The sequence below is a fragment of the uncultured Gimesia sp. genome, from assembly GCF_963976445.1.
Lineage (GTDB): Bacteria > Planctomycetota > Planctomycetia > Planctomycetales > Planctomycetaceae > Gimesia.
Genome location: NZ_CAXBKP010000006.1, coordinates 274287 through 299337, shown reverse-complemented (window position 1 = coordinate 299337; position 25051 = coordinate 274287). Strand labels below are relative to the sequence as shown.

The 25051-nt window shown below is 47.0% G+C and carries 22 protein-coding genes; 3 read left to right on the top strand and 19 right to left on the bottom strand.

Annotated features, from left to right (window positions below; genetic code table 11):
- Nucleotides 1–3 precede the first annotated feature (3 nt).
- Entirely contained in the window at nucleotides 4–1077 is a 1074-nt protein-coding gene (locus AAC022_RS09625) for a tRNA pseudouridine(13) synthase TruD (RefSeq protein ID WP_339730420.1), read from the top strand.
- Nucleotides 1078–1089: 12 nt separating this feature from the next.
- Nucleotides 1090–1611 (top strand): hypoxanthine phosphoribosyltransferase, encoded by a 522-nt coding sequence (gene hpt, locus AAC022_RS09620; protein ID WP_339730419.1) that lies wholly within the window; start codon nucleotides 1090–1092, stop codon nucleotides 1609–1611.
- Between the two features lie 20 nt (nucleotides 1612–1631).
- Here hpt and AAC022_RS09615 read toward each other — a convergent pair whose 3' ends face one another.
- From AAC022_RS09615 to AAC022_RS09595, 5 genes are all read right to left on the bottom strand, one after another.
- Nucleotides 1632–4136: a DNA gyrase subunit B gene (locus AAC022_RS09615; RefSeq protein ID WP_339730418.1), complete on the bottom strand. Its 2505-nt coding sequence runs from the start codon at nucleotides 4134–4136 to the stop codon at nucleotides 1632–1634.
- A gap of 112 nt (nucleotides 4137–4248) precedes the next feature.
- Nucleotides 4249–4593, bottom strand: coding sequence for a DUF721 domain-containing protein (locus tag AAC022_RS09610; protein WP_339730416.1), 345 nt, complete (start codon nucleotides 4591–4593; stop codon nucleotides 4249–4251).
- A gap of 3 nt (nucleotides 4594–4596) precedes the next feature.
- Nucleotides 4597–5727 (bottom strand): DNA polymerase III subunit beta, encoded by a 1131-nt coding sequence (gene dnaN, locus AAC022_RS09605; RefSeq protein WP_339730415.1) that lies wholly within the window; start codon nucleotides 5725–5727, stop codon nucleotides 4597–4599.
- 534 nt (nucleotides 5728–6261) lie between these two features.
- Entirely contained in the window at nucleotides 6262–7299 is a 1038-nt protein-coding gene (locus tag AAC022_RS09600) for a DnaA/Hda family protein (RefSeq protein WP_339730414.1), read from the bottom strand.
- 41 nt (nucleotides 7300–7340) lie between these two features.
- Nucleotides 7341–7916, bottom strand: a complete 576-nt coding sequence (locus AAC022_RS09595) for an ACT domain-containing protein (RefSeq protein WP_339730412.1) — start codon at nucleotides 7914–7916, stop codon at nucleotides 7341–7343.
- 275 nt (nucleotides 7917–8191) lie between these two features.
- Between AAC022_RS09595 and AAC022_RS09590 the strand changes: the two genes are divergently transcribed.
- Entirely contained in the window at nucleotides 8192–9496 is a 1305-nt protein-coding gene (locus tag AAC022_RS09590) for an AI-2E family transporter (RefSeq protein WP_339730410.1), read from the top strand.
- Here AAC022_RS09590 and AAC022_RS09585 read toward each other — a convergent pair.
- The 14 genes from AAC022_RS09585 to AAC022_RS09520 all read right to left on the bottom strand — a co-directional run bounded on the left by AAC022_RS09585 (nucleotide 9493) and on the right by AAC022_RS09520 (nucleotide 25034).
- Nucleotides 9493–10698, bottom strand: coding sequence for a type II secretion system F family protein (locus tag AAC022_RS09585; RefSeq protein WP_339730408.1), 1206 nt, complete (start codon nucleotides 10696–10698; stop codon nucleotides 9493–9495). The two genes, AAC022_RS09590 and AAC022_RS09585, sit on opposite strands and share 4 nt — an antisense overlap.
- Nucleotides 10699–10723: 25 nt before the next feature.
- Nucleotides 10724–11794, bottom strand: a complete 1071-nt coding sequence (locus AAC022_RS09580) for a PilT/PilU family type 4a pilus ATPase (protein ID WP_339730405.1) — start codon at nucleotides 11792–11794, stop codon at nucleotides 10724–10726.
- 55 nt (nucleotides 11795–11849) lie between these two features.
- Nucleotides 11850–13598 (bottom strand): GspE/PulE family protein, encoded by a 1749-nt coding sequence (locus AAC022_RS09575; RefSeq protein WP_339730403.1) that lies wholly within the window; start codon nucleotides 13596–13598, stop codon nucleotides 11850–11852.
- A 17-nt stretch (nucleotides 13599–13615) separates the two neighbouring features.
- Nucleotides 13616–13951, bottom strand: coding sequence for an STAS domain-containing protein (locus AAC022_RS09570; RefSeq protein WP_339730402.1), 336 nt, complete (start codon nucleotides 13949–13951; stop codon nucleotides 13616–13618).
- 11 nt (nucleotides 13952–13962) lie between these two features.
- A complete protein-coding gene (locus AAC022_RS09565) occupies nucleotides 13963–15468 on the bottom strand; it encodes a sensor domain-containing diguanylate cyclase (protein ID WP_339730400.1) in 1506 nt (501 codons plus the stop codon).
- 39 nt (nucleotides 15469–15507) lie between these two features.
- Nucleotides 15508–15897: a response regulator gene (locus AAC022_RS09560; protein ID WP_339730398.1), complete on the bottom strand. Its 390-nt coding sequence runs from the start codon at nucleotides 15895–15897 to the stop codon at nucleotides 15508–15510.
- A 57-nt stretch (nucleotides 15898–15954) separates the two neighbouring features.
- Nucleotides 15955–17421, bottom strand: coding sequence for a HAMP domain-containing sensor histidine kinase (locus AAC022_RS09555; RefSeq protein ID WP_339730396.1), 1467 nt, complete (start codon nucleotides 17419–17421; stop codon nucleotides 15955–15957).
- Between the two features lie 231 nt (nucleotides 17422–17652).
- Nucleotides 17653–18714, bottom strand: a complete 1062-nt coding sequence (locus AAC022_RS09550) for a tetratricopeptide repeat protein (RefSeq protein ID WP_339730394.1) — start codon at nucleotides 18712–18714, stop codon at nucleotides 17653–17655.
- Between the two features lie 2 nt (nucleotides 18715–18716).
- Nucleotides 18717–21089: a hypothetical protein gene (locus tag AAC022_RS09545; protein WP_339730392.1), complete on the bottom strand. Its 2373-nt coding sequence runs from the start codon at nucleotides 21087–21089 to the stop codon at nucleotides 18717–18719.
- A gap of 60 nt (nucleotides 21090–21149) precedes the next feature.
- The gene (locus AAC022_RS09540; RefSeq protein ID WP_339730391.1) at nucleotides 21150–21806 is read right to left on the bottom strand and encodes a hypothetical protein; all 657 of its coding nucleotides are present in this window, start codon (nucleotides 21804–21806) and stop codon (nucleotides 21150–21152) included.
- A 123-nt stretch (nucleotides 21807–21929) separates the two neighbouring features.
- The gene (pilO, locus tag AAC022_RS09535; protein ID WP_339730390.1) at nucleotides 21930–22538 is read right to left on the bottom strand and encodes a type 4a pilus biogenesis protein PilO; all 609 of its coding nucleotides are present in this window, start codon (nucleotides 22536–22538) and stop codon (nucleotides 21930–21932) included.
- Nucleotides 22531–23268, bottom strand: a complete 738-nt coding sequence (locus tag AAC022_RS09530) for a PilN domain-containing protein (protein WP_339730388.1) — start codon at nucleotides 23266–23268, stop codon at nucleotides 22531–22533. The genes pilO and AAC022_RS09530 overlap by 8 nt, the downstream gene beginning before the upstream one ends.
- Nucleotides 23269–23278: 10 nt before the next feature.
- Complete coding sequence (pilM, locus tag AAC022_RS09525; RefSeq protein WP_339730387.1) at nucleotides 23279–24352, bottom strand: pilus assembly protein PilM; 1074 nt, start codon at nucleotides 24350–24352, stop codon at nucleotides 23279–23281.
- A 31-nt stretch (nucleotides 24353–24383) separates the two neighbouring features.
- Nucleotides 24384–25034: a prepilin-type N-terminal cleavage/methylation domain-containing protein gene (locus AAC022_RS09520; RefSeq protein WP_339730386.1), complete on the bottom strand. Its 651-nt coding sequence runs from the start codon at nucleotides 25032–25034 to the stop codon at nucleotides 24384–24386.
- Nucleotides 25035–25051: the final 17 nt, after the last annotated feature.

Here is a 25051-nt window from a genome sequence, read left to right as displayed (position 1 = left end):
AAGATGCCCGATCCCGAACATTCGATCCTGCCTTACCTGACAGAAGACTTACCGGGAATCGGAGGCGATTTAAAAACGACGATGGAAGATTTCATCGTTGATGAAATTCCCGTATATGCCCCCTCAGGGGAAGGAGATCATCTCTTTCTCCTGGTGGAGAAACGGGATGTCTCGGCACAATTCCTGGTTAAGATCCTGTCACAACTGCTGCGACTCAATCCCCGAGATATTGGTGTCGCCGGGATGAAGGATCGGCGTGCTGTGACGCGGCAACTCGTTTCCGTGCCGGCCGAATGTGAACCGTTACTAGCGGATTTCAATTTTGACGGAATCAAAATACTGGAAAGTACCCGGCACGAGCGAAAGCTGAAAACCGGACATCTCAAAGGAAACCAATTTTCGATTTTGATCAGAAACACGGCTGAGGACGGATTCCAAAAAGCAGTCGCGATCCAGGAAAAAATCGAACAGTCGGGCTTTCCCAACTATTACGGCACGCAGCGAATGGGCCGCGATAATGAAACGGTCATCATGGGGCTTAAGCTGCTCAAAGATGAGCGTGTGCCTTCAAAATACTCTCGCAACAAATCGCTCAAACGCCTGGCGTTGTCGGCGGCTCAATCCAGTTTATTCAACCGTGTTTTGACGGAGCGGGTTTCTGATCATAGTCTGCATACCGTTCAACTGGGAGACGTGATGCAGGTTTGTGAAACGGGCGGTATTTTCGTGGTCGAAGATGTGCCTAGCGAACAGGAGCGATTCAACAATCGAGAAACGGTGATCACCGGACCGATCTTCGGGCCGAAAATGAAACCGCCTACGGATACGGTTCTGGAACATGAGCAGCGTGTGCTGAGTGAATTTTCGTTAGATATGTCTCACTTTTCACGGTTTAAAAAATTGACTCCCGGTGCCCGACGCCCTTTTATTATCTGGCCCGATCAACTTAGAATAGAAGAGACGGAGTCCGGCATTTTGTTTCATTTCAACCTGCCTTCCGGTGTGTATGCCACAATGCTGCTCAGAGAATTTATGAAACACGAATCGGTTGCCCCAACACCCGACGACGCTCAGTGAAAGGATACTTCTGTGAAAGTTCTGATTGATCAACAACAGATCAACTCGCGTGTGATTTCACTGGGTCGTGAACTGGCTAATGAATATCAGGATCGGCCGCTAACCATCATCGGGATCCTCTCAGGCAGCCTGGTCTTGCTGGCAGATTTGATTCGCGCCATCGATGTGCCGCATCAGGTGGGTCTACTTCAGGCATCCAGCTATCGCGGAAAAACGACGACCGCGGGCACGCTGCAGGTGAATCTGGATTACCTGCCCGATATCACAGACCGTGATGTGCTATTGATTGACGATATTTTTGATACCGGAAAAACAATGCAAACTGTGCTGGCACAAATCAACGAACGTGAGCCACGATCCCTGAAATCGGCGGTGCTACTTTGGAAAGAAGAAACTTCCGAAGTCGATTTTGGACCAGACTTTCACTGTTTTAAAATCCCGAACCATTTCGTAGTCGGCTATGGCCTGGACTTTAACAACGAGTACCGCCACCTTCCATTTATTGCGTCTCTGGAAGGCACGGATCTCGTTTAAGCATTGTTTTTCTAACTTGGTTAGACGTCGAGATTTTTCACATCCAACGCATGTTTCTCGATGAATTCACGACGAGGTTCAACGACGTCTCCCATTAGAATACGAAAGATCTCATCGGCCGCGGCAGCGTCCTGCATGCCGACTTGAAGCAAAACGCGTTTCTCTGGATCCATACTGGTATCCCAGAGTTCTTCCGAATTCATCTCGCCTAATCCTTTGAAGCGGGTCAGCTTGAGTCCTTTTTCTCCGATATCTCTTAGAGATGGCAACAGCTTTCGTAGATTGCTCAAGCGAATCACATTGCTCCCACTGTTGAGACTGAATGGGAAAATGGGCTCGCCGTTCCGGTTGCCGGGAGAGTAGAAATCTTTCAGTTTGATTCCATAACCGCGTAACTGTTTCAACAATTCATTGATGCTGGGGATTTCATGCAGATCTGTAACCTGCAGGGCACCTGATTCACTGAACTCGTCTTCTTCTTCGCCTGCTTCTGAATCTTTCGCTTCCTCTGGCTGGCCGTTGTCATCGGCGATTTGAAGTTCATCGCCGCGCTTGGCTTCTTCTTCTTTGAGGAACTGTGTCATCTCTTCCTGAGAGATGAACCAGAATTGTTCTTTACCCAGAAAGATTCGGTATTGTGGCAGCAGGCCGTCTTCCGTTGCATAATTCAATGCGATGAATTTCAGGTCGATTCCGCGGCGATCCAGGGTTCCCAATGGTTCCTGTAAATCGGAAACCAGGTTAACCAGTTTTTCGAGCATCTCGCCTTCAAATATAGTGCCATCTTCGTGTAACAGGTTGGAATCACCGAGCGCCAGTTCTACCAGCTGATTCATCATCTCTTCCTGAGTCTGAACATACCGCACTTTTTTGCCTTGCGTCACCCGGTACAATGGAGGCTGCGCGACATACACACAACCATGATTTACCAGTTCCCGCATATGCCGAAAGAAGAAGGTTAACAATAATGTTCGAATGTGGCTTCCATCGACGTCGGCATCGGTCATCAGGATAATTTTGCCATAACGTCGTTTCGTTACATCTTCCAGTTCGGCCCCTGGTGGAACGCCGACAGCTTTGAAAATATTCGCAATTTCCGCGTTATCCAGAATTTTAACCAGCTGTGCTTTTTCTACATTCAGAATTTTACCGCGGAGTGGCAAGATGGCTTGAATATTGGAATCGCGGCCGGTGTCTGCCGATCCGCCGGCAGAGTCCCCTTCGACCAGGTATAGTTCGGTAATATCCAGTTCACGACTGCGACAGTCACGGAGTTTTTCGGGTAAGCCACCTGTTGTGAGTGCCCCTTTGCGACGGACCATCTCGCGTGCTTTTTTGGCTGCTTCCCGGGCTTCCGCCGCTAACAAACCTTTGAGTGAAATCTTTTTCGCGACGCCTGGATTTTCCTCGAAAAACTTATTCAGCTTTTCATTGACAACGGTCTGAACGATGCCTTCCACTTCGCTGTTACCCAGCTTGGTTTTGGTCTGACCTTCAAACTGAGGATCGGGAACGCGAACCGTAATGACGGCCGTCAAACCTTCTCGAAAATCGTCACCACTGGGTGTGAAGTCTTTAAATAGATTGGCTTTCTTACCGTAGGCATTGATCGTTCGTGTCAGAGCACCGCGGAAACCGGAAAAGTGGGTACCGCCTTCGATGTTAAAAATGTTATTGGCAAAGCAGCGTACATTTTCCAGCGAACCATCATTGTGTTGAACGGCAATATCAACTTGAACGCCTTCCAGCTCTCCCTCGATATGAATAATTTCCTCGTACAACGCATTTTCGGTGCGGTTTAAATGGCGGACGAACTCAATTAGACCTTCCTCATAATGGAATTCATCTGTCTGACCGACGGACCGCTCATCGGTGATTCGAATCTTCACACCGGCATTTAAAAATGCGAGTTCCTGCAGACGTTTGGTCAGTGTGTCGTACAAGAATTTTGTGTCAGGAAAAATGGTGCCATCGGGTTTGAATGTAATCTTGGTTCCACTTTTGTCGGTTTTACCCAGCTTTTGAAGTGGTGTGTTAACGAGTCCCTGGGCGAACTTAATCGTCCAGACATGACCTTCGCGGCGCACTTCTGCTTCCAGCCATTCACTGAGTGCATTCACGGCGGTGATACCGACGCCGTGCAATCCACCGGTTCCCGTCTTATAGCCCCCTTCACGGTCGAATTTTCCACCTGCGTGAATTTCAGTTAGAACCACTTCGAGTGCAGGACGGTTATCCATATCCGGCATGGCACCGACGGGAATCCCACGACCATCATCGCTGCAAGTCACACTTCCGTCGGCATTGATTTTGACGTTGATCACGGACGCATATTTATTGACACATTCATCGATCGAGTTATCCACGACTTCGTAGACGAGATGATGCAGACCCCGCATGGTGGTATCACCAATATACATGGCTGGTCGCGTACGAATCCCTTCTACGCCTTCCAGGGCTCGAATGTTCGATTCGTCATAGCCTGTTTTTTTAAGGTCTGCCTGATTCTGTTCTTGATCACTCACGCTTTATCACTCCCGTGAATTAATTATTTGCTTCTAAGAAATAGATAACTGTTCTGCCTCTTAGACCGGCTCCCGACAGTAATTTCACATTCCATTACCAGAACTGTCGGAGCTACTTTTTTGTCTTTGACTTCAACCGAAATCGAATATCGCGGACATCCTGTTTTCCATACTCTTTTTGTAAATTCTGAAGTAACGAACCCTTATGAAACGAATTGAGTTCGTTCAAGAGAGCCGAGTTCTCAACCCCAATCTGCACGATTCGATTTTTAATTCCCTGAACCGTCGTCAGACCGGCGATTTTTTCTCCTGCAGCCTGTTTCCAGGCGTCTATTAAGCGTCGATTTCCCTGAACCCGCCCCAGACCCTTTAATGCAATCAGCTCTGACAGTGCCTGAGAAATAGGGACGGCTGAAGGAATCGCACGGCTGGATTTGAATTCGTACTTTTGTGACATAAATTACCGTGCTTGCGAAAGAGGCATGATAACGTATGTGTAGCCGTCATCGGTTTTCAGAACCGCGGCACTATCGGAATCGATCAGCTGTAGCTGAATATGAGCTGCCGAATCCAGCGCTTTAAGAAAGTCTGCCAGATATCGAACATCGAACGTGATTACGATTTCTTCCCCTTCAAAGGGAATCGGAATTTCCACTTTCGATTCGCCGACGGAAGCGGCAACACTTTTGAGAGTCAACAAACCGCTGGCAAAAATGAAATCGACGCCTCGTGTTTCCACATCGGTCACAATCTGTGCCTGACGCACGGCGGCGAAGAATGTTCCGACTTCCAGGTCAATGCTGTGAGTCGGCTCTGGTGGAATCACATCCCGGTATTTGGGAAAACGCCCTTCAACTAATCTACCAAAGATCGTCGAACGACCACTTTTTACAATCACATCGTTGGCGCGAATTGCGATCTGAATATTGCCTTCATCCCCGACCAGACTTTTTTCGATCAACGACATAGCTTTGGCAGGAATGACCGGGCGGTTATTTTGGTAAACCTCTTCTCCCTGATAAGAACAGGCAGATTCCACCATCGCCAGCCGACGGCCATCAGTGGCAGCCAGAGTCAGTTTGTCATCTTCCACATCGAACAACACCCCACCCAGAGCATATCGGGTACTTTCCGGATCGGTGGCAAACACCGTACGTCGGATCATTTCGCGAAATGACTGGATCGGGATTTCGAAGAAATTGGATTCATTAAACGATTCTACAGCAGGAAATTCCGAAGGATCGTGGACAGACAAGCGAAACTCACTTTTCCCTGCCTGAATCAGAATATAATCCTGCTCCGATTCTTCATCTTTTTTCAGTTCAATTTCGATCGTTTCTGTTTTGGCTTCCCGCAAGATAGAAACCAGCTCATGCACAGATAGCAGAATCTGACCGGGAATTGTCACTTCGACTTCTTCGAAATCGTATCGGATACTGACTTCCAGGTCGGTCCCACTCAATGTTGCTTTGCCGTCTGCCGCTTCAAGCTTGGCACACTTCAAGACTTCTTTCGGTGTACGAGAGCTGATAACACTCCCAATAATCTGGAAGCCGGACAACAGAGTGGATCGCGAACAACTGAGCTTCATGTTTGAATCAATTTCTCTAAGATTTCGTTGAAAATCGGGACTGCTCTATTCCTGATATGATGGGGTTTAAGGCAGTCAAATAGTGAGTCAATTTTGGTTATGTTATTTTATGGAGTTCTACTGGTTTTCACAACGATTGGAAGGCTCTGAATCTGCACATCAAGGTTGATTTTCAAAGTCCTTTTTCTATTAAATATTTAAATTTAGTAGTAGTAGTATCAGAGAGGAGTGAAATTTGTGGATTACTGGTGGTGAAGGAGTGTAACTCTTTTTATTGAATGGTGTTACAGAGACAGGGAGCAATGGAAATGACGTCGATAACCTGTCAATTTGATCTTGGTGGTGGGAGTAGTTGGTGGTGAATAGAGATGTCACTCTGAAATGCGCGTGACGGCGCTGTTCAGAAACACGAGATAAGTTGACAATCCTCATCTCCCATTGAACACGTTATGCACAAAAAGAGGCAAGCGAAACAGGAAAAACCAAAGTGAAAATTATACCTGACTGTTTTTTTTAGCCAAGGTTTCCTGTCTGCTATAAGAGATATACTCCAAGCTGTTGCTTAATGCGAGAAATCTGTTGGCGTAAACCAGGTGATTTTTCGAGACCGTGTTGAATATGACGACAGGCATGAATAACCGTGCTATGGTTCTTGCGATTAAAATAAATTGCAATTTTCGCTAAAGATTCTTCGGTCAGTTCTCGTGAAAGAAACATGGCACATTGTCTGGGAAGCACTATTTGCTGAGACCGGTTGGCTGAGCGGATCTCTGCCAGGCTGGTCTTGAATTCTCGACAAACGGCTTTCGTAATTTTCGCAACGCTGGTTTTGGGGGCTTCAATATTTCCTGCCAGGAACTGTTTGACAAACAAATTGTCAATTCGTTGTTGTTTGATGCGACTGACGGTTTGCAGTTGCATCAGTATCGCATAGAGCTCGCGTGGCGAAAGTTCTTTTTTACGAGCAATTAGCGACAGTTCTTTTGACTGGATTGATATTTGTTCGAACTCTGCCCAGAAGCTCAAGAGGTCCAGCCGGCTCTGATAGTTCAAAGACCTGATCGCGGCACAGACCCCTCCATGAAACCGGTTCACCAGTTTTTTCTGAAAGTGTGCCAGTTCTCCGGGCGGTTTTGTTGAAGAAATGACGACCATGCCCCCCGACTTGAGGATCTCATCCAGAACCGATAAGAGTTCCCGTTGTGTCTGAGTCCGATTCTCCAGACTTTGAATGTCTTCCAGAATCAGCAGGTCCAGTTCTCGAAAGGTTCGCTGGAACTCAGGTATGCGACTGCGATTCGAGGCTGCTGCGTATTTTGCGGCAAATTCACTCGCGGTAACCATTTTGAATGTCGCTTCGGAGTGAATTTCAATAAATTCCGGCACCAGATGTGAAATCAGAGCCGTCTTTCCAGATCCTGAAGGGCCATACAAATAGACCAGAGGCGGATCGGAAGATTCAACAGCATGGAACAATTCAGAGACTGCTGTATATGCGTATCGATGCTCTTTTAAGATCTGGAACGGCTTGGCAGAGGTGTGCTGTTGATGTTTTCTGGAGTTCGACATCATCTCAAAGACTTCTAATCAGATAAATCCCGTTCAATCGCTGATTAAAGCTTGAACATGCGTGTTTGGCTTTGAGAGCTGATGATGGCCGAATCGGATTCGCTAATGAAGTCAACCGAAATGTCTAAATGACCACAGATGTTTTCCATTTCATTTTGTAAATCCATGATATCCAGAGTTTTGGGGACTGCGATCTTGATCATCATTTCGAAAGTTTGTCCGTCTTCAGCGCTGGTGGCAGACAGGTCAAGGATATCAACTCCATCCTGACCGAGTTGTGATGAAATCTTTCTCAAAATGCCGGCCTGGTTCTTGCCGGAAATCGCCAGCAGGTATTTATCAGACTCTGTTGGTAAAAGAATGGTGGGAACGTCTACCTCCGGGTCTTTCACACAGACTTCAACATTGTACGCGTTACAGATTCCTTCGATATGTTCCTGAATCAGGGTAGGATCACGTTGATCCGGAAAATCGGCGGCAATCACAATGGAGAAAAAATCCTGGATCACAGCAATGCTGGTTTCTTGAAGATTCGCACCGAGCTCGTCCATGGCGGTAGTAATCGCTGCCATAATTCCAACACGATTGGCGGCTAGTAAAGAGATAATATAACGATTCATATCAGACTCCGGTTCTGCTGCCGACTCAGAGATACTAATCTCGACGAACAAAGTAGCTGGTTTTTTCAATGAAAACGGTATTGTAGCGAATCAGACTTCAAAATTGCGATAAGTAAAATGAAATAATGTGTGTTCACTAAAAAATGAGTAGAATCGAATGCCATTCATTGGCCTTTCAATCGAACGATTATTGCTGTAAGTTGTTACATACCAAAGGATCTGATCATTTCATCGGTCCTGTTTCTCGCTGGAAATTCAATGAACGGGAATGATTCATGGTTCGCCTCGTTTCGCTTTCTATCATACTCTGTCTGATCCTCTTTCTGGGAATCACTTTTTTCAAAGTGATTATGCCCTTTCTGTTGCCTCTGTTTCTGGCGGCAGTCGTTGCGATGGTCAGTCAACCGCTGCTGAATTATTTCGTGAAACGAACCAAGGGGCACGTCAGAATTGCCGCCGGAATCACCACATCCATTATCGTATCAGCGATTCTGGTTCCTTTGTGCGTCGGGATTTTCCTGGGATCACTCCAGCTGTTCACAACAGTCGTGAATACCCTTGATGAAGCAAACTGGAAAAAAACAGTTCAAACTGTCCGTGCGAAAGTCGAGATCAGCAATGACAAATTTCATCAGTTAATTGATTGGTCCAATCAGTATTTAGATCAAGAGATTAGTCCTTTAGAACAGGACCAGGGCCAAAAACAGAATGAATCGGTAGAAGAGTTCATCCGACAAAACCTGCAGGCGACCCTGGTTCCGATTGCCAAGCGTTCATTGGGATTCGCCGCGTCGACCGTTGGTCTGTTAGGAAGTATTTTCGCGGCTTTGATAGCCTGGGTCATGTTTATCATCGCACTTTACTATTTTCTGGCCGACGGATATTCATTGATCGAGTCGACCCAGTCGCTGATTCCTGTACACGTTGATTATCAGAAGCGGCTAATTGATCAGTTTCAGAAAGTCGTGCGCGCTGTGGTGCTCGCTACTTTTCTGGCAGCCATCGGACAAGGTCTGATGACTGCCATTGCCCTCTATCTGGTTGGTTTCGAGCATTTCATTATTTTGCTGATCTTAGCCACGATTACATCTCTGGTCCCTTTAATGGGTTCCTGGTTGATCTGGGTTCCCTGTGCGGGTTGGCTGATGTATCAAGGACATTGGGGTTCGGCGATTTTCCTGACAGCCGTGGGCACCCTTGTCGTGGGAACGATGGATAACATTATTCGAACCTATGTTCTGCAAAGTGATGCCAAGCTGCATCCGCTACTGGCGTTTGTCAGTGTGTTGGGAGGTTTACAGATGATGGGACTCTGGGGCGTGTTTATTGGGCCGATTGTTGCGTCATGTCTGCATGCTCTGGTACAGATTTTCAATACCGAGTTAAAAGCATTCTCGCAAGAAAAATTTCATAATCAGAGCCTGCTGGAACTTGCCACCGGAGATCAGTCAACCGCCGAAGAGACTCCATCAGAGCAACCCACGACGACGGACGAGTCTTCAAAGCCAACAACGAAATCAGAATCAAAACCAGCTGAGCCTGAACCGGAAGAAACAGATCAGAAACCGTCTTCATCTTAGTGACTGGTGCTGAGTGTGAAAATCGGAAGCAGCATCGACAGAGCAATGAAACCAATGATCGAGCCCATGCAAACCACCATAATCGGCTCGATGAGTGTCGTGGCAGATTTGATGGCAATTTTCACATCACGATCGAAGTAGTCGCTCAATTTATTCAATACCATTCCCAAACGCCCGGTAGATTCACCGGAGGCGATCATCTGCTGCATTGTTGCCGGAAATAATGTTTTTCCTTCCAGCGCTTCATGGATTTGCTTTCCGGTTGTCACCTGTTCGCTGATTTCTTTCCAACTCTGTTTGAAATGGACATTGTCAGAAACACCTGCGCTGAGTTCAATTGCTTCGAGCATCGGCACGCCTGCATTGATTGTTGTTGCCAGGGTACGAATGCTGCGACTGATCGCTAATTTCTTCAGCATGGTACCAAAGACTGGCAGACGGATGATAATCCAGTCAAACGCCGATTTACCCCAGGGTTGAGCACGAACGTAATAAAACACGCCTCCCATTATCGCCAGAAATAGCAGAATCAGATACCAGTAGGAAGTAATGGCGGTCGAGACAAAAATCATAATCTTGGTCGGTGTCGGTACAGCTGCTCCGCGCGCTGCAAACATGGGCATCAGTTTAGGAAAAACATACGTCAGCAGGAAAATACAAACGCCAATACACATGACCAACATAATGGCCGGATAAATTAAGGCTCCTTTGACCTGTTGAATTGTTTCCTGTTCTTCTTCTGCCTGTGAGGCGATCCGATTTAACATCTGAGGCATCGTACCACTGGCTTCACTGGCCTTGATCAGATTTACATAGGTCTTATCAAACTGGCGTGGATATTCGGCCAGCGCAGCAGAAAGATCGCTACCGGCTTCCACGCTTTTCTGAATATTCGTCAGAATATCCATCAGTGTGGGGTTTTCCATCTGCTTTGAGATTCCCTCCAAAGCCGTTGCAACGGGAACACCTGCGTCTACCATGATCGCTAGCTGGTTGGTGAAATAAATGATGTCCTTCCGTGAAACACGCTTTTTTCGCGCAGTCGAAAAACCTTCTTTGGAGTTCGTGCCAGCTTCTTCCAGTGCCAGCAAATACAGACCGTCCTGGCGCAATTTTGCTACCGCATCGTCTTTCGAATCTGCGACCAGTTCGCCAGATTGATTCTGGCCACTCGTGTTTCTCGCTGTATAAGTAAATTGCATGGTTCAGCCTTTTATGAGGGGAGATCTACGCCAATAGCCCATGAGAGAAATCTTTGGATGATTCCCCCTTCAATTCCTGTAGATGCTCGTCAATCACTTCCGGATCAACTTTTCCGTTGAGCAACAGCTCTTTCAATGCCTGTTCCATGGTTTGCATACCCACACGACGATTTGTGGAAATGACGCCGGGAATCAGATGCGAAGTTGACTCGCGTATGCTGGTCTGAATCGCACGATTCATCAACATGATTTCTAACGCCGCAACACGTCCTTTAGAGAACGCCGCCGGGAGTAATTTTTGTGTAAGTACCGCCCGTAGAGATTCTGCCAGATGACTGCGAATTTGTGATTGTTCTTGTGGCGGAAAGACTTCAACCAAACGATCTACCACACCGGCCGCACTGGAAACGTGCAGTGATGCCAAAACCAGGTGACCCGTTTCCGCGGCTTGCAGAGCTACGCGAATTGTATCCAGGTCGCGCAACTCTCCTACCATTATCACATCAGGATCTTGTCTGAGAACATGTTTGAGTCCCGATGCAAAACCGGGGCAATCTTCACCGATTTCCCGTTGCTCAATGAGAGATTTCCCATGTTGAAATTGATATTCAATGGGGTCTTCGAGCGTAATAATATGCTTTGAGTCCCGCTGATTAATGGCTTCTACCATCGCTGCCAGAGTAGTCGATTTCCCGGACCCTGTCTGACCAGTCACCAGAATCAATCCGGTTTTCAGACGGGTCAACTCTTCCACCACGGGCGGCAATTCTAGACTGCTCAACGTACAAACTTCGTTCGAAAAGCGGCGAATGGCAGCAGCCAGGGAACCCCGTTGAACGTGAATGTTAAAACGGAAACGTCCCAGCCGAGGAATTGTGATTGCAAAATCTACGTCTTTTTGTTTTTCCAGCGTCTCTTTCTGTTTCTCTTTCAAAACTTGATCGCACAGGTCTCGAATGGTTTCAGGGTCTAGTGCTTCCAAAGTCGTTGTATTCAACTCTCCATCGATCCGAAACATCGGAGGCGCATCGGTTACCAGCAGAATGTCGGATGCATTGCTGTCAACAGCAGCGTGTAACAAGTCATTCATTTCCATGGTTGAGTCGCTTTCTCAGGCCTCTGTATTATAATCCGTTATTACAAAACGGTGTTTAATGCTTGATCGCGGTTTTTTTAGGAATCCAGCCTTCGTCACTGACTTTGAGCGCTTCTTCGATCGTAGTCAGTCCTTCCTTCGCCTTGCGAAGTGCATCGTATCGCAGAGGAATCATTCCGTTGTTCTGTGCGTACTCTTTGACGGCGGCGACAGTCGGATTCGTCGTTATAATTTCACGCAGTGGGTCGTCAATCGTCAGGATTTCGTGAACGCCAATACGCCCGGAAAATCCAGTGTTGCGGCAACGACTACAACCTTTGCCTTTATAAAATTCGTCAATGTCCAAGCCTACTCGTTCAACGGCAAGCTGCATTGCTTTCGAGAGCTCGTATGGTGTTTTGCACTTGGGACAGAGTTTTCGACAGAGTCTTTGAGCAAGTGCCATATTGACGGCGGCTCCGATCAGATAATCATCGACGCCCATGTTGATTAAGCGTGTGACCGCAGAAATGGCATCGTTGGTATGTAGCGTGCTGAAAACCAGGTGTCCCGTCAAAGCAGCCTGGATCGCAATTTTTCCCGTTTCCTGGTCTCGGATTTCGCCGACCATGATGACGTCGGGATCCTGACGCAGTAGACTTCTCAAAATCGTTGCGAACGAGAGACCAATTTTTTCGTTGACTTGAAACTGATTGATCACCGGCAGCTGATATTCAATCGGATCTTCGACGGTACAGACATTTTTTTCGATGGAACTTACTGCATTTAGAGCGGCGTAGAGCGTGGTACTTTTACCACTCCCCGTGGGGCCAGTAACTAGAATGATGCCATTTGGTTTTTCCAATTGTTCTGCGAAATTTTCCAGCACTTCCGAACTGAATCCTAATTGTTCCAGCGAGATATTCACGCTGCGATTATCGAGGATTCGGATGACTACTTTTTCGCCGGTAGGCATCGGCAATGTACTGACCCGCAAGTCGATAGGGCGCCCCTCCATCAAGACATGGATTCTACCGTCTTGAGGCAGGCGGCGTTCACTGATGTCGAGACTGGCCATAATTTTTATACGCGAAGAGACTGCAGGTGCCAGATGTACCGGCGGTTCCAATGCATGCTGCAGGACCCCGTCCACACGGTAGCGGACCCGTAATTGCGACTCCGTTGGCTCGATATGAATATCGCTGGCGCCTTCGCGAACGGCATTGTAAACGATGTAGTTTACGAGCTTAATAATCGGACTTTGACCGGCAAACTCAGCATCAAACCCGATATCATCTATCGAATCTTCGATGAGTTCTACATTTGTGCCGTTCGCATCATCAATGATATCGTCAATCACGAACACATTGGTGTTGGGCATATAGGTTTGCACCATACGCCGAATTTCACGAGCACTGGCAGCAACAATTTGCACTTCGGATTTTGTTAGATCTCGTAATTGATCGACAAGAAACACGTTCGTCGGTTCTGCGACGGCAACGGTGAGAACATTGCGGACTTTAAACAGCGGAAGCACAGTATGCTTTTCCACAAATTCCCGTGGCAGCACATCGAAGACTTTCGAGTCGAACATGCGACTGTCGAGTTGCACGTAAGGAATTCGATATTCCAGTGCCAGACATTCCAGAACCTGTTCTTCGGTGCAATATTCGTTATGGACCAGCAATTCCCCGAGTAATTGGTCGCCGTCACCTTGTGACTGCTCCTCCAGCGCGGACTCCAACTGTTCCAAAGTGATAAACTCTTTATAAATGAGTAAATCACCGAGTCGCATTTTCGGTTGTAGCAGGGAATTATTATTCATATCAGTTTAATGTGTGTTTAATGAAAACTGGAAACGGCTTCGATTACAGAATCGAACAGATCGATCCGCTGATCAAGTCGCGTCATTTCCAGAATTTTCTTTCCAGGGTCTTCCAGCCCGCTGATTTTCAGGTTTCCCCCTTGTTCACGTGTCAGATCCTGTAAGTCCAACAGTGCCGTTAATCCTGTACTATCCAGAATCTCACTACGATCCATCTGCAGAACAACCTGGTAGTGTTGCTCATTGATGGCCGTAGACAGTGCGTTGACGAATTCGGTGGATGTATCATCCGTTAATTCGTCAGGTGTGTGTGCTACTAGCACATTTCCAAATATTTCTGTCGTAATTTGCATGGGATTGATGTCTACGTACTGGGTTTTCTAGCCGAATTCGGTGCACTGCCCGCTACCTTATTTCTGCCTGCTTCTTTAGCCTTGTATAAATATTCGTCTGCCACTTTTACGAGTTCGTTGGTTGTGGTGGCAGGGTGTCTGAGTTCCGTCACACCAAAACTGGCGGTAACCTGTAATTGCTGACCTTCAAATAGAATCGGGCAATTTTCCATCGTTTCGCGCAGATCTTCGGCAATTTGTACTGCCTGTGAATACTCATGATCTGCCAGAACGCCGATAAATTCTTCGCCCCCATATCGGGCGACAATGGCATTATCCGGCATCACCGTTTTCCAGATGCGGGCGACTTCTTTCAGGACGAAATCTCCCGCCTGATGCCCGTATGTATCGTTGAACGCTTTAAAATGATCGATGTCACTCATGATGACGCTGAGCGTCGTTGATTGTGCTTCCGCACTCTTAATCAATTCTTGCAGCTTATCCTGGAACGTGGCATGGTTGAACAGCCCGGTTAAACCATCCCGACTGGCCATTTCTTCGATTCGTTTAAACAACTGGGAATTTTTAATACCCAGTGCATAGATATTGGAAAGAATGTAGATCAACCGCCCAATGGTGGGAGACTCAATATCGACCTTGTCGATGATCAAGAGGCCGATGAGATCGGAACCCACAGTCAGTGGTGCGATCGCATCAGGCATATGCGGGTCTTCTTCCAGAATGCGTTTCAACCGATAATCTTTTTCGGCATCGTTTCTCATGACGATCTGACGATTCTCGATGACCCAGGCAGCAACACCACTATTGGGAACAGGCCGATATTCGTGTTTATCACGATTTCGGACTGGTAGTGCATTTTTCAAAGCACCCGCTTTGCCGTCCCACAGATAAACCTGACAATATCCACACTGTAACGAAGCTTTTGCAGTACTAATTACCGTGGGGATCAGTGATTCATTCGATTGATTTGTTGAGATGCGGCGGCCGATATCCTGCAGAGTTAGAAGTAATAAAGGATAATTGACACCAATTTCTGCAGCAGGATTCTCTTTCGAATCCACCTGGGGTATTTCCTTTGTGCCGGTTTCGGAAGTCGTCTGAGCAGGAGCTGTCTCTCTCTGGCTTTGATACAACTGGCGCACCAGCTCATCGTTCTGATTATAAATCTGAGCGAGTTTTTGTCGCAATTTTCCAATGTAAGCGTCGATCAATAATGTCAACCCGATCAACACAGCCGCACTCATGATACTGAGTGGATAGGTGGTTTTGACCTCACTGATGTCCGACCGGAAAAAGATTTCTGCAAAGCAGGCACCGACGGCCAACGCTGTGATGGTCCAGGAACAGACTCGAGGTGACGAGATCGCCGCCAGAACTGTGATCGGAGCCAGCAGCAATAATGGCGCAATACCGAGTGGCCAACCCATGTACGAACCCAGAAAAACGGCGAGCGGACACAGGCAGACTACCAGCAGCGAATAAGACCAGAACTGGATGGCAGTATAATAATTTCGCATAGTATTAAAAATTTCAGCAAAGTTGATTTGTGGTATCTATTAACCAATCACATCGTTCGTGAGGTTCAGACTTTCCTGGACTTGAGTGAGCAGTTTTTTAGGGCTGAACGGTTTCACCATGACGTTGTTGATTTTCAATGATTCCATGTATTCGTCATGGTCGAATTCAAAACCTTTACCAGTCAGTAACGTAATAGGAATCGTCCGAGTTGCCGGAAAGTCGCGGATTTTTCCACAAAGTTCCAGGCCATTCATGCGTGGCATTTGCAGGTCGGTGATAATCATCTGCGGTGCGCGAACCTGCATATTTTCCCAGCAGGCGAAACCATCAGGAAAACATTCTACTTCAAAACCCGCTTTTCGGAGTTTCATGCTGATAGCGCGAACAATGTGTGAATCATCATCACAAACATAAATCAGATGGGACATTTCATATTCCTTGTCTCTCTCTTTTTCGTTCAGGATCAGCGAAGCACTCGACCCTGTTCAGACATTTGCCGGCGATGCCAGCTGTTTCTTCTTTTTCTGCTCTTTGTGGCCTAATGGAATCGTGATGGTAAAGCTAGTTCCCTCGTTCACCTTCGATTGAACTGAGATCGAACCATTATGCACATTGGTGATAATGAAATGCACCAGTGACAGTCCCAGCCCTGTTCCCGCTGCCGAAGCATTATTTTCTGGAACGCGGTAGAATCGATCAAAGATATGTGGCAGCGAATACTCTGGAATTCCCAGTCCTGTATCACGAACCTCAATCACGGCAGAAGCTTCTTCCATGCGACTGCGTAAACGTACTTCATGACCATTGGGTGTATATTTTACGGCATTTGATAACAGGTTAATAATAGCCTGTCCGAGCATGTCTTTGTCTACATACACGGGTAAATACAAATCGCTTAATTCGGTGGAAAAGGCAATGTCTTTTTCCGTGGCATTCGGCGAGACCACGTCCGCGGCGGATTTCAAAATGTCATTTAATTCATAATCGTGCCGCTTAATTTCAACGACGCCACTTTCAATGCGCGCCAGATTGAGCATGCTGTTAACCAATCGCGTCAGTCGATCAATTTGTTGATTGATAAAGCCATACAGCTCCTGCGATTCTTCTTCATCACATTCACCGTCCATCAGCATCTCGACATATGCCTTGATCCCAGACATCGGTGTTTTCAATTCGTGTGCCACTGATGAGACAAATTCTGCGTGTTTTGTTTTTTGGTTATTTTCTTCGCCAATGTTTTCTACAACGACAACGGTACCCAGAACCTGTTCATTCTCGTCGCGTAGATTCGTTGCGATGGCCCGGAAGTGTGACTTAGTTCCGTTGACAGTAAACTCGAACTCGGTCCGTCTGCGTTTTGTGGCAGCTTTACGTTCAATGGTTTTTGTCAGTAATTTAGAAAGCTCAGGAGTGACAGCATTATTTATTAATGCTTTGCTCAGCGACAAACTTGAATCGAGATGGTTCTCGCGTTGCTCTGATACCGGAATCAGAAACGGATTCGCGGCAGGATTCGAATATTCCAGTTCATGCTGTGCGTCGAATACCAGTATCCCGGTATCGAGACACCCCAGCACAGATTCCAGCAAGGCCTCTTTTTTAAGTAAGGAATTGACCCGCGCTTTCAGCATCGTCTGGACTTGCTTCGTGGATGTCAGCTCGGTATCTGATTCTTCAATTTTCTGAATCGCTTCCGTGAAGATGTTTCCGAAAAAGTTTTTACGTTGGAATCCCCGTCGCGTTAATTCGGGATTTCTCAGGCAGGAAGCGACCTGCTGTCGATCTTTCTGGATGCTTTTCACTAGCCAGAACCAGCCTGCCAGTGATGCAAAGAGTGATACTGCAAATGCGGTTCCGAGCCCGGCTAAATTGCTGGCTACAAGCAGGCTGTCTGCGCAGCTCACTACGATGAGCAGCACTACCAGCAACCAATATTTGCCATAAATTTTCATAGCCGATTACTTTCTCAGCAGGCGCAACGCACTACTGAAAAACAAACAACGGATTTCGTCTTCCAGATTAAGAGCACGCCTCACAGACCTCAACCAATGGAGAACTGGAGGTATCTCACTACTTAAATCTAGGTTACGAAATGCCGTTTGTCCAATTCTGGTATGGAGAATGCAATCGGCAGAATCGTATGTATAAGCACGTCCATGTCTTGCAGGAATAGTGCGGTTTTACTATTCAGCAGGGACCAAGGCCGCTACCTCTAACAACGTCGGGTCTGCAGGCCATTTTTTGCGGGCTGTATCAATTATTGATTTTGCGCTGATGCTCTGGCCTCGGTTTATAGCGCATAACCCGCGCAATATCTCTACATGGAGCAACTGGTGATGATGTTCTGCAGAAACATCATCAAACAGAAGTTGGGCTTTCTCAAGATCCCCTAACCGCAGAGCGGCATCGCCGAATGTGATCTTCTCAGAAAGCGACAATGATTCCGGGTCATTTTTCTGACAGATTGTGAATTGCTCAAATGCCGCTGAATAGTTACCTGCATGGTACAGACAGCGGGCGCGATGTTTTCGCCAGACATGATTTTTTGGGAAATGATTGACCACCATAGCATAATAGACGCTGGCCTGGGTCCATTGCTGATTGGATTCACAGATCCGGCCCAAAGCAATCGGGAGCCGTTTGCTACCAGATGAGGTATGCAGCGCGCGCAAGAGAATCTGTTGTGCTTCGTCTGTCCTTCCGGTTTGCTCATAAAAAGCAGCCAGTTTGAGCGCATAGTCTTCATCGTAGGGTTTCAATTCGATGGCTCGCTTCAGACAGGCAATCCCTTCCTGAGTCTGGCCGGCTTGAAAAAACAGAGTACCAATGGCACTCTGTTTTTGCGAATTATGAGGACTCGCCGCTCGAATCGCACGTAGCGACTGTAAATATTGGGCACGATCTCCCATATCATATGAAAGTTGGGCTTCGATCTCGAAAGTCCCAATATGACCGGGGTCAATTTTTCGGGCTGAAGCCAGCAGGATTTTTGCCTGACTTAATTCCCCATTTGCATAATGATCGACGGCCTGCTGTACCAGTTCATTCGCCTGCCGATGGTAAGGAGACGTCCTGCCGTTTTCTTCAGCCGAGCCCATGAGTTGATCAGGCTCAGAATACTTTGTTTCTGTTGGTTGCTGCGAGAGAAATGATAATGTTGAAACCGGGATCGACTGACAGCCACTGCAAATTAAAGACGCGGCACAAACCAGAAACACGAACTGGAGCGCAGTATATCGAGCCATTTTTACTGATCTCCCTCCAGGGTAGGAATATGGACTCCGGGAGATGAAACCGGAGGTAATCCGATCAGGCTGCGATTTCGGTTTTTCAGCGCTTCGTCGATGTATTTCTGTAATTGGATCGCTTCAATATTGTTCTTATCCAGTCGAACTGCAATATCGATATGACGCTTCGCTTTGGGCAAATTGCCGATCCTGAGGTACTTCTTAGCCTGTTTGATTTGTGCTTGGACAATGCGCACCTGGTTGATCGGCAGGAAATTTTCCTTAAATGCTTCCAGTCGTTCTGCTTCTTGATATTCCAAAAGTTCGCCTTCAGCCTGAGCAATCTCAGGATGCACGATGCGAGGCGTAATCAGCACAATCAACTCAGACCGCTCCATGGATTCCCGTTTCTGTCGAAACGCATTGCCGATGACTGGAATGGCCCCTAACAGTGGAACTTGTGATTTGCCGTCCGAGAGTCGTTCTTCGATCAAGCCTCCAATCACAACAGTATTGCCGTCACGTACCATGACATTTGTCGTGACTTCAGTAGTTTCTAAGTCAGGTAGTAGGGTTTCTTCGTTAATTGTTGCAGTACTGCGTTCCGGATGGATTTCCATTCGGATCTGTCCATCTGGGGTTATAAAGGGCCGCATGTTCAACACAATCCCCGAATCCAGAAAGTTGACGTTCTGAATCGACGTCGTTCCATTTTGTGTGATCGTGGAATAACTGGTGCGTTTGCCGATAATCAGTTCTGCTTTTTGTTTGTTTAACGCCCTCAGTTGAGGTGAAGCAATCAGGTTCGTTTCCGTTATATTTTCCAGCGCTTCTATGAAACCGCTGATATCGCCATGTAAAAATCCGTATTTCAGGCCGGCCACATCCGCCAGAAATTGTCCCGTTGGTGGCACGATGGATGAATTTCCAGAACCGGGAAAACCGCTGGAATTATTTAATACCCGGCCGTTGCCATCAACAATCAGATTTTTATTATTTCCGCTCAGCATGGCAAAGTTGACACCGAACTGCATTTCATCAGTCAGCTTCACACTGATAATCATGGCTTCGATCACGACCTGCATCGGAGGGATATCCATAGTTTCCAGTAGACGATCTACTTCGCCCAGAACTTCCGGGTAATCACGAACCAGGATCGCATCCGTTTGTGCAAAGGCATCACCGCCGGCGCTTGTGGCATCGGGTGAAATTCCGACTTCACTGGGGGTTGTGAGTGAGACAACCCCAATGTTTTCCGTCAAAATGGGTGTGATCAAAGTCTGTAATTCTTTCGCACTGACATAAAACGGGGTATACAGTTTGGTGATGACTTTTCGGTTGGTTTTCTTTTTTTGCTCCATCTGTGCCAGAGTCATGACATATATGAACTCTCCTTCTTTTTCCGACGTAAGATCACGCGAACGCAAGATCGCCTGCAGAGCCTGTGTTGGAGTTACATTTTTTAAATTTGCCGAGATCGTACCGCTGACGCCCTGCCCGGTCAGAATATTCAATCCGGACAATTCACCCAGCATGTCCAACACCTGCATAATTTCCGCATCCTGAATTTGCAGGGAAAACGTTTCGCTGGAATCTTTGTTCGGGCTGACTTTGAGGACAGGCTGTTTTGTCTCCGTTTTAGACAGTTCAGATGCTTCTGTTTGTAAACTCCCTGTTTCGACAGGCTCCGTTTTCTTCTCAGGCGGCGCTGGAATCGCCGGTTTTTTTTGTAAGCTGTCCAGTTTCTTTTCTAAGTCGCGTAACTGGTTTGTCTGCTGCATCTGTTGCAGCAGTTTCGTGGCCTGTTCGAGTCGGTCTGTATTCTGTGCGAGTTCCAGATTCGACTTTTGCTGTGTCTGAAGTTGAAGATTGGTTAATCGATCAACCTGCTTCGTCAAGCTGGCTAAGCGAAGCTCCATTTTGGAAGAAGTTTGATTTTCGGTGTTCCATTCAGGATCGGGAGCGAGATTCAGTTGAATGGACCGAGCACGCATTGTTTTCGTGTTTTGTTCATTGGAAATATCGATTCCCGGTTCGATCAGGAGCCGTGAACGAGCCGGTTTTTTCTGGAGTGATACCGTTTGTGGTTCTGTTTCCGCGGGCAGAATAGCCGGTTCGTGTGCCGGTTGTCGTGGAACGAATGTTGTATCAGCCTGCAGCGGACTGTCTGGAGTTTGGGGCGCTGCTTCGCGCAGACTTGGCTGATTAAGCACGACAGGTTGACGGCTTCGGTTCTGTGAATTTCCGGAGACGGTGTGCTGTGATTTTGCCCGGTGGTGGGGAGAAATAAACAAAGACTCAGGCGTATTGATGTTGGTCATCGCGGCGATCAACAAAAGTGACAGCCCTGTCAGAGTAGCCCAGAATGCCGGTATAAAAAATTGTTTTTTCATGCTTCGACCATCATCCATGATCGTTCGAATCAATAATTAAGAGCCCAGTGATGCGAACTGTTATTGTGCAAATTTGATAAATGCGGAAGGATTATTTTGAATTTTTAATTCAAATTTCTGCTCGCCTTGTTTTAGAATCACATTGCGGGCCGCAACTTGTTCCAACGTGTAAGTCACATCCTCATGCTCAAACGCCTTACCTTCGTAGTACATTTTATTATTGATAATGGCCGCTCTACGATATTTACCAATAATCGTTGTCTTCAATACGAGATTATCCGGCAGTGCAGGAACCTCTTTTGGTTTCTTCTCTGCCAGATTGGTCTTGGGTTGAACTGGCTCTTCTGCGAACAGGATCGGAGGAGAAAACTGATCTCGATTGACCTGAAACGGATTTTTCTGGACGGCTCCCATTTGAACTGATTGAACCAGTGGGTCTGTCTGCATCAGGGAATCAAACTGCTCCCATGAGTGCTGTGGCGCATCCTGAGTTTCACTTTGTGTGAAACTCATTTCCGTCTCGACCGGAGGACGTTGCGGAATCACTGCCGGATTGTTCTTTGCCGGAACAATCGCCGGGGAAGACGTACCCCGAATGGCACGGTATAAAGGCGGAACCCAGAAGTACAATCCCACAAAAAATAAGAGGCCCAACAGCAGGGTTTTCTGCCAGCTGACTCTTAAATCATGTAATAATTGTTCGCTGAATGATTTCACGAGTGGATCACTGCTTTAGACAAATACAAATGGATGGGATTATAAAACTGGTTATAGAGACTGAATTCAGGCACTTTTCTTCAATAACTCTTAAATGACAGAAACTTGAATCGAGGTGCGCCCTTATCTCTTATCGGCTGAAATTAACTCGCTACTAACCCTATTCTCGGCAAAATCAGAAAAATCTCCCTGGTTCTCGCGAAGCACGTAAACCGACAGCCTAATCGTTCCTCTGATATACCCCTCAGATTCCTCATCTTGTTTTGAGAGAGTGACGCCCGAAACAGTAAACAAACGTTCCTCTCGATCCAATCCGTTCAAAAATTGAACCAGACCGGAATAAGGGCCGGTCACACTCAATTGAAAAGGCTGTTGGAAATAAGTTTCGTGCATCACTGATTCTCCTGGGTTCAATTCGTTCACGCTCAGTGAAGCTGTTTTTGCCAGTAATGCAACTCGTTGTAAAACCTGATGCGTATCTCTGTCCGCAGGAATTCTTTGACTGAGCCGTTTGACGAATGACTGTCGCTGGTCCAGTTCGCGATGGAGTGCTTCTAGATGTTTGACTTTCGCAGGGATTTCCGAAATGGACTGTTGGATCGCGGTAATCTCTTTATTCACTTCCTGTTTATTTTTTAGACCCGGTAGATACACCACAAACGTAAATAAGGCGACCACAACCGAAAGCCCAATGATGGTGATTAAGCTATCACGACGTAATTTTTCATTCATTGCTGAATCCTCCTGCGATGGGGTGATCTAAGCCGACTGAGCTTCGAGGATTCACCCTGGGGACGTATGTCCCAGGCGCATTCACAACGACTCTCAGTCGAAATGCCCGCATAGGCTGACCTTCGAAGATGGTCTCGTTTGATTGAATCAGATCGATTTCCTTGAACATTCCCATCTGATCCAGATTCGACATATAGTTGGAAATGGAAAGATGGTCGGGAGAAATACCTTGCAGTTTGATGACAAGGTCTTCCTGTGCATGCAAACTCTGCAGATTCTGTAAATCCACCAGTTCAGGAAGCGTATTGTCGGGTGTTTTAACAGCGATTTTTTTGCCGGGAGGTTGATCTCGATCAAAGACTTTTTCAAACTGGAATTGGAATTCGTTCAGCGAGACATAGTTTGGCAGCGCGGAACTGATGATGCTCAAAACCTGTGCCGGTGATTCATCCAGTTGGAGCCCACACAGCAAATTGGCTCGAATTTCGGCCTGTTTGATTTTCTGGTTCAGTTGAGCCGGATCTTCCAGTTGTTGATGCATCAACTGCACGCGGTCTTCCAGGGTTTTCTTTTTCGTCTGGAGTTCATGTTGAATTTCTCTTTGGCGAACCGTGCCTAACGTGACCAATGTAAGGAAAATTACAACGATCGTACGCCGCCAGATTCGATTCCGGTGCCGCCTGCGCACTTCGCGATAACTGGCTGGTAAAAAATCTATTTCAGGTATCATGGTTCTATCCTTAGCGGTCTACTTTCTCTTTCATGGCCAACCCCATCGCGGTTGTCCAGCGGCCGGGACGTTCCAAAAGCGAAGTGGAAGTCGGCCAGCGTTTCAGGCTTTCAAATGGATTACCCATCTTGCAATCGGTGTTTAAGCGTTCTGACAGGAAATCGATCAGCCAGGGACTGGATTCATTTCCCGTGACAATCAGCTGATCCAGCTTTTTCCCGCGAAAGGTCACCTTGTAATATCGCAGGCAGTTTTCGACTTCGGTACTGATCGATTCCAGAATGGAACGGATGGAATCAATCACCGAGCGATGCAGTTCATCACTGGCGTCCAATGTCGGCGAATTCGTCACGATTTTTCGCAGGCGGATTGCTTCTTTCAAAGGCATATCCAGATTATCAGCCACAGCACGATCGAGGTGGTCGCTACCCTGCATAATATATTTGAGAAACAGTACGTTCTGCTGATCTGCAAAAATAACAGTCGTAGCGGCATCGCCAAAATTCAAATAACAACTGGCAGAATTCGTATGAGTATTCTCAGAAGCATCATGAAAACAGCGTAACGTGGCCGATGGTTCAACATCGATAGCAACGGCAGTCAGTCCAGCCTGTTCCAGTAGGTTCAGATGCCGTTCCAAAATTCCATTATGGCATGCGAGCAGAATCACTTCCTGTTTGGTATTCGACTCTTGACGAACCTGACCGGCGGGTAGATGTCGAATTTCGGCATCGGCAACCGGATAAGGCAATCTCTCTTCTGCTTCCCAGGCGACAACCTTTGGAATTTCTTCTGCCGGCAATTGCGGTAACCGGACATTCTGAATGAATAATTCCTGCGACCCCAGGCAACTGATGACCCGCCGCCCTTTAAAATGATGGTCAGACAAGATCCGACGGAGCTCCAACGCGATTTTTGCATCGCGTTCTTCCAGCGAACATTTTTCATCGATATCAAAATGTTCCTGGGCAATCGCATGCACAACCCGATTGTGGCGCGGTCCTGTCAACTGGACCAGCGTGGCGGAACTGGGCCCGAGCTGTAAGCCGATAGGACTATATTGTGAACGTTGTATGGAAATCATAATCGTATTTCTGATTGATAGGTTTGCTGTCTCAGTTTTTTAAAGTTTGTATCTCTTCCACCCACGCCTGGCCGGTAACCCAGGAAACGGTGATGGGAAAAATAAAAGTCGTGCCATTTCTTTCCGTAGACAAGATCAGAATCGTATCCTCATTTCGGGTTGGTCCTGTACCACCCATTGGGCCAAATTCCAGATCCGTCACATTGGAGCGGGATGTTTTCAGGTTGATTTGTCTGATCAAAACCTGATCCGGTAGATTCAAGGAATCACTTCGTAGTTGTTTGATATATTTGTCTGAAGCCTCTGCACTACCTGCCAGATTATTTTTTGGAACAGGCAAGGTACCACTACCTGAATGCTGAACTTCATAAGATTGCGCATCCAGATCAAAAAGTACTTTGTATTTTGTATTGAATTTAATGGCGTAATTGCGGGCCAGCCGCAGATCGGCTACCAGCATACGGGCGGTTGCTTCGAGTGACATTGATCTGCTGGAATCCGTCGAAATTAAGGAGACAGAAACCAGAATCGCGATCAGCAGCATCACAATCAGCATCTCGATCAGTGTGAAACCGTGTCGGCTTGTCGGATGCCGTTGCTTGGCGCGCAGCACGATTCCAGGCGTTTTTTCTCTCGAAAAACGCCTGCTGCTTTGCCAGTCATGTGGTTCAAACTTTTGCATTCGATTCCAATAACGGT

What these genes read in the sequence shown, in the direction of transcription:
- AAC022_RS09625 (WP_339730420.1), top strand. Translation starts at nt 4, where the DNA reads ATGCCCGATCCCGAACATTCGATCCTGCCTTACCTGACAGAAGACTTA.
- AAC022_RS09610 (WP_339730416.1), bottom strand. Translation starts at nt 4,593, where the DNA reads ATGTCACAAAAGTACGAATTCAAATCCAGCCGTGCGATTCCTTCAGCC.
- dnaN (WP_339730415.1), bottom strand. Translation starts at nt 5,727, where the DNA reads ATGAAGCTCAGTTGTTCGCGATCCACTCTGTTGTCCGGCTTCCAGATT.
- AAC022_RS09600 (WP_339730414.1), bottom strand. Translation starts at nt 7,299, where the DNA reads ATGATGTCGAACTCCAGAAAACATCAACAGCACACCTCTGCCAAGCCG.
- AAC022_RS09595 (WP_339730412.1), bottom strand. Translation starts at nt 7,916, where the DNA reads ATGAATCGTTATATTATCTCTTTACTAGCCGCCAATCGTGTTGGAATT.
- AAC022_RS09590 (WP_339730410.1), top strand. Translation starts at nt 8,192, where the DNA reads ATGGTTCGCCTCGTTTCGCTTTCTATCATACTCTGTCTGATCCTCTTT.
- AAC022_RS09585 (WP_339730408.1), bottom strand. Translation starts at nt 10,698, where the DNA reads ATGCAATTTACTTATACAGCGAGAAACACGAGTGGCCAGAATCAATCT.
- AAC022_RS09580 (WP_339730405.1), bottom strand. Translation starts at nt 11,794, where the DNA reads ATGGAAATGAATGACTTGTTACACGCTGCTGTTGACAGCAATGCATCC.
- AAC022_RS09575 (WP_339730403.1), bottom strand. Translation starts at nt 13,598, where the DNA reads ATGAATAATAATTCCCTGCTACAACCGAAAATGCGACTCGGTGATTTA.
- AAC022_RS09570 (WP_339730402.1), bottom strand. Translation starts at nt 13,951, where the DNA reads ATGCAAATTACGACAGAAATATTTGGAAATGTGCTAGTAGCACACACA.
- AAC022_RS09565 (WP_339730400.1), bottom strand. Translation starts at nt 15,468, where the DNA reads ATGCGAAATTATTATACTGCCATCCAGTTCTGGTCTTATTCGCTGCTG.
- AAC022_RS09560 (WP_339730398.1), bottom strand. Translation starts at nt 15,897, where the DNA reads ATGTCCCATCTGATTTATGTTTGTGATGATGATTCACACATTGTTCGC.
- AAC022_RS09555 (WP_339730396.1), bottom strand. Translation starts at nt 17,421, where the DNA reads ATGAAAATTTATGGCAAATATTGGTTGCTGGTAGTGCTGCTCATCGTA.
- AAC022_RS09550 (WP_339730394.1), bottom strand. Translation starts at nt 18,714, where the DNA reads ATGGCTCGATATACTGCGCTCCAGTTCGTGTTTCTGGTTTGTGCCGCG.
- AAC022_RS09545 (WP_339730392.1), bottom strand. Translation starts at nt 21,089, where the DNA reads ATGAAAAAACAATTTTTTATACCGGCATTCTGGGCTACTCTGACAGGG.
- pilO (WP_339730390.1), bottom strand. Translation starts at nt 22,538, where the DNA reads ATGAATGAAAAATTACGTCGTGATAGCTTAATCACCATCATTGGGCTT.
- AAC022_RS09530 (WP_339730388.1), bottom strand. Translation starts at nt 23,268, where the DNA reads ATGATACCTGAAATAGATTTTTTACCAGCCAGTTATCGCGAAGTGCGC.
- pilM (WP_339730387.1), bottom strand. Translation starts at nt 24,352, where the DNA reads ATGATTTCCATACAACGTTCACAATATAGTCCTATCGGCTTACAGCTC.
- AAC022_RS09520 (WP_339730386.1), bottom strand. Translation starts at nt 25,034, where the DNA reads ATGCAAAAGTTTGAACCACATGACTGGCAAAGCAGCAGGCGTTTTTCG.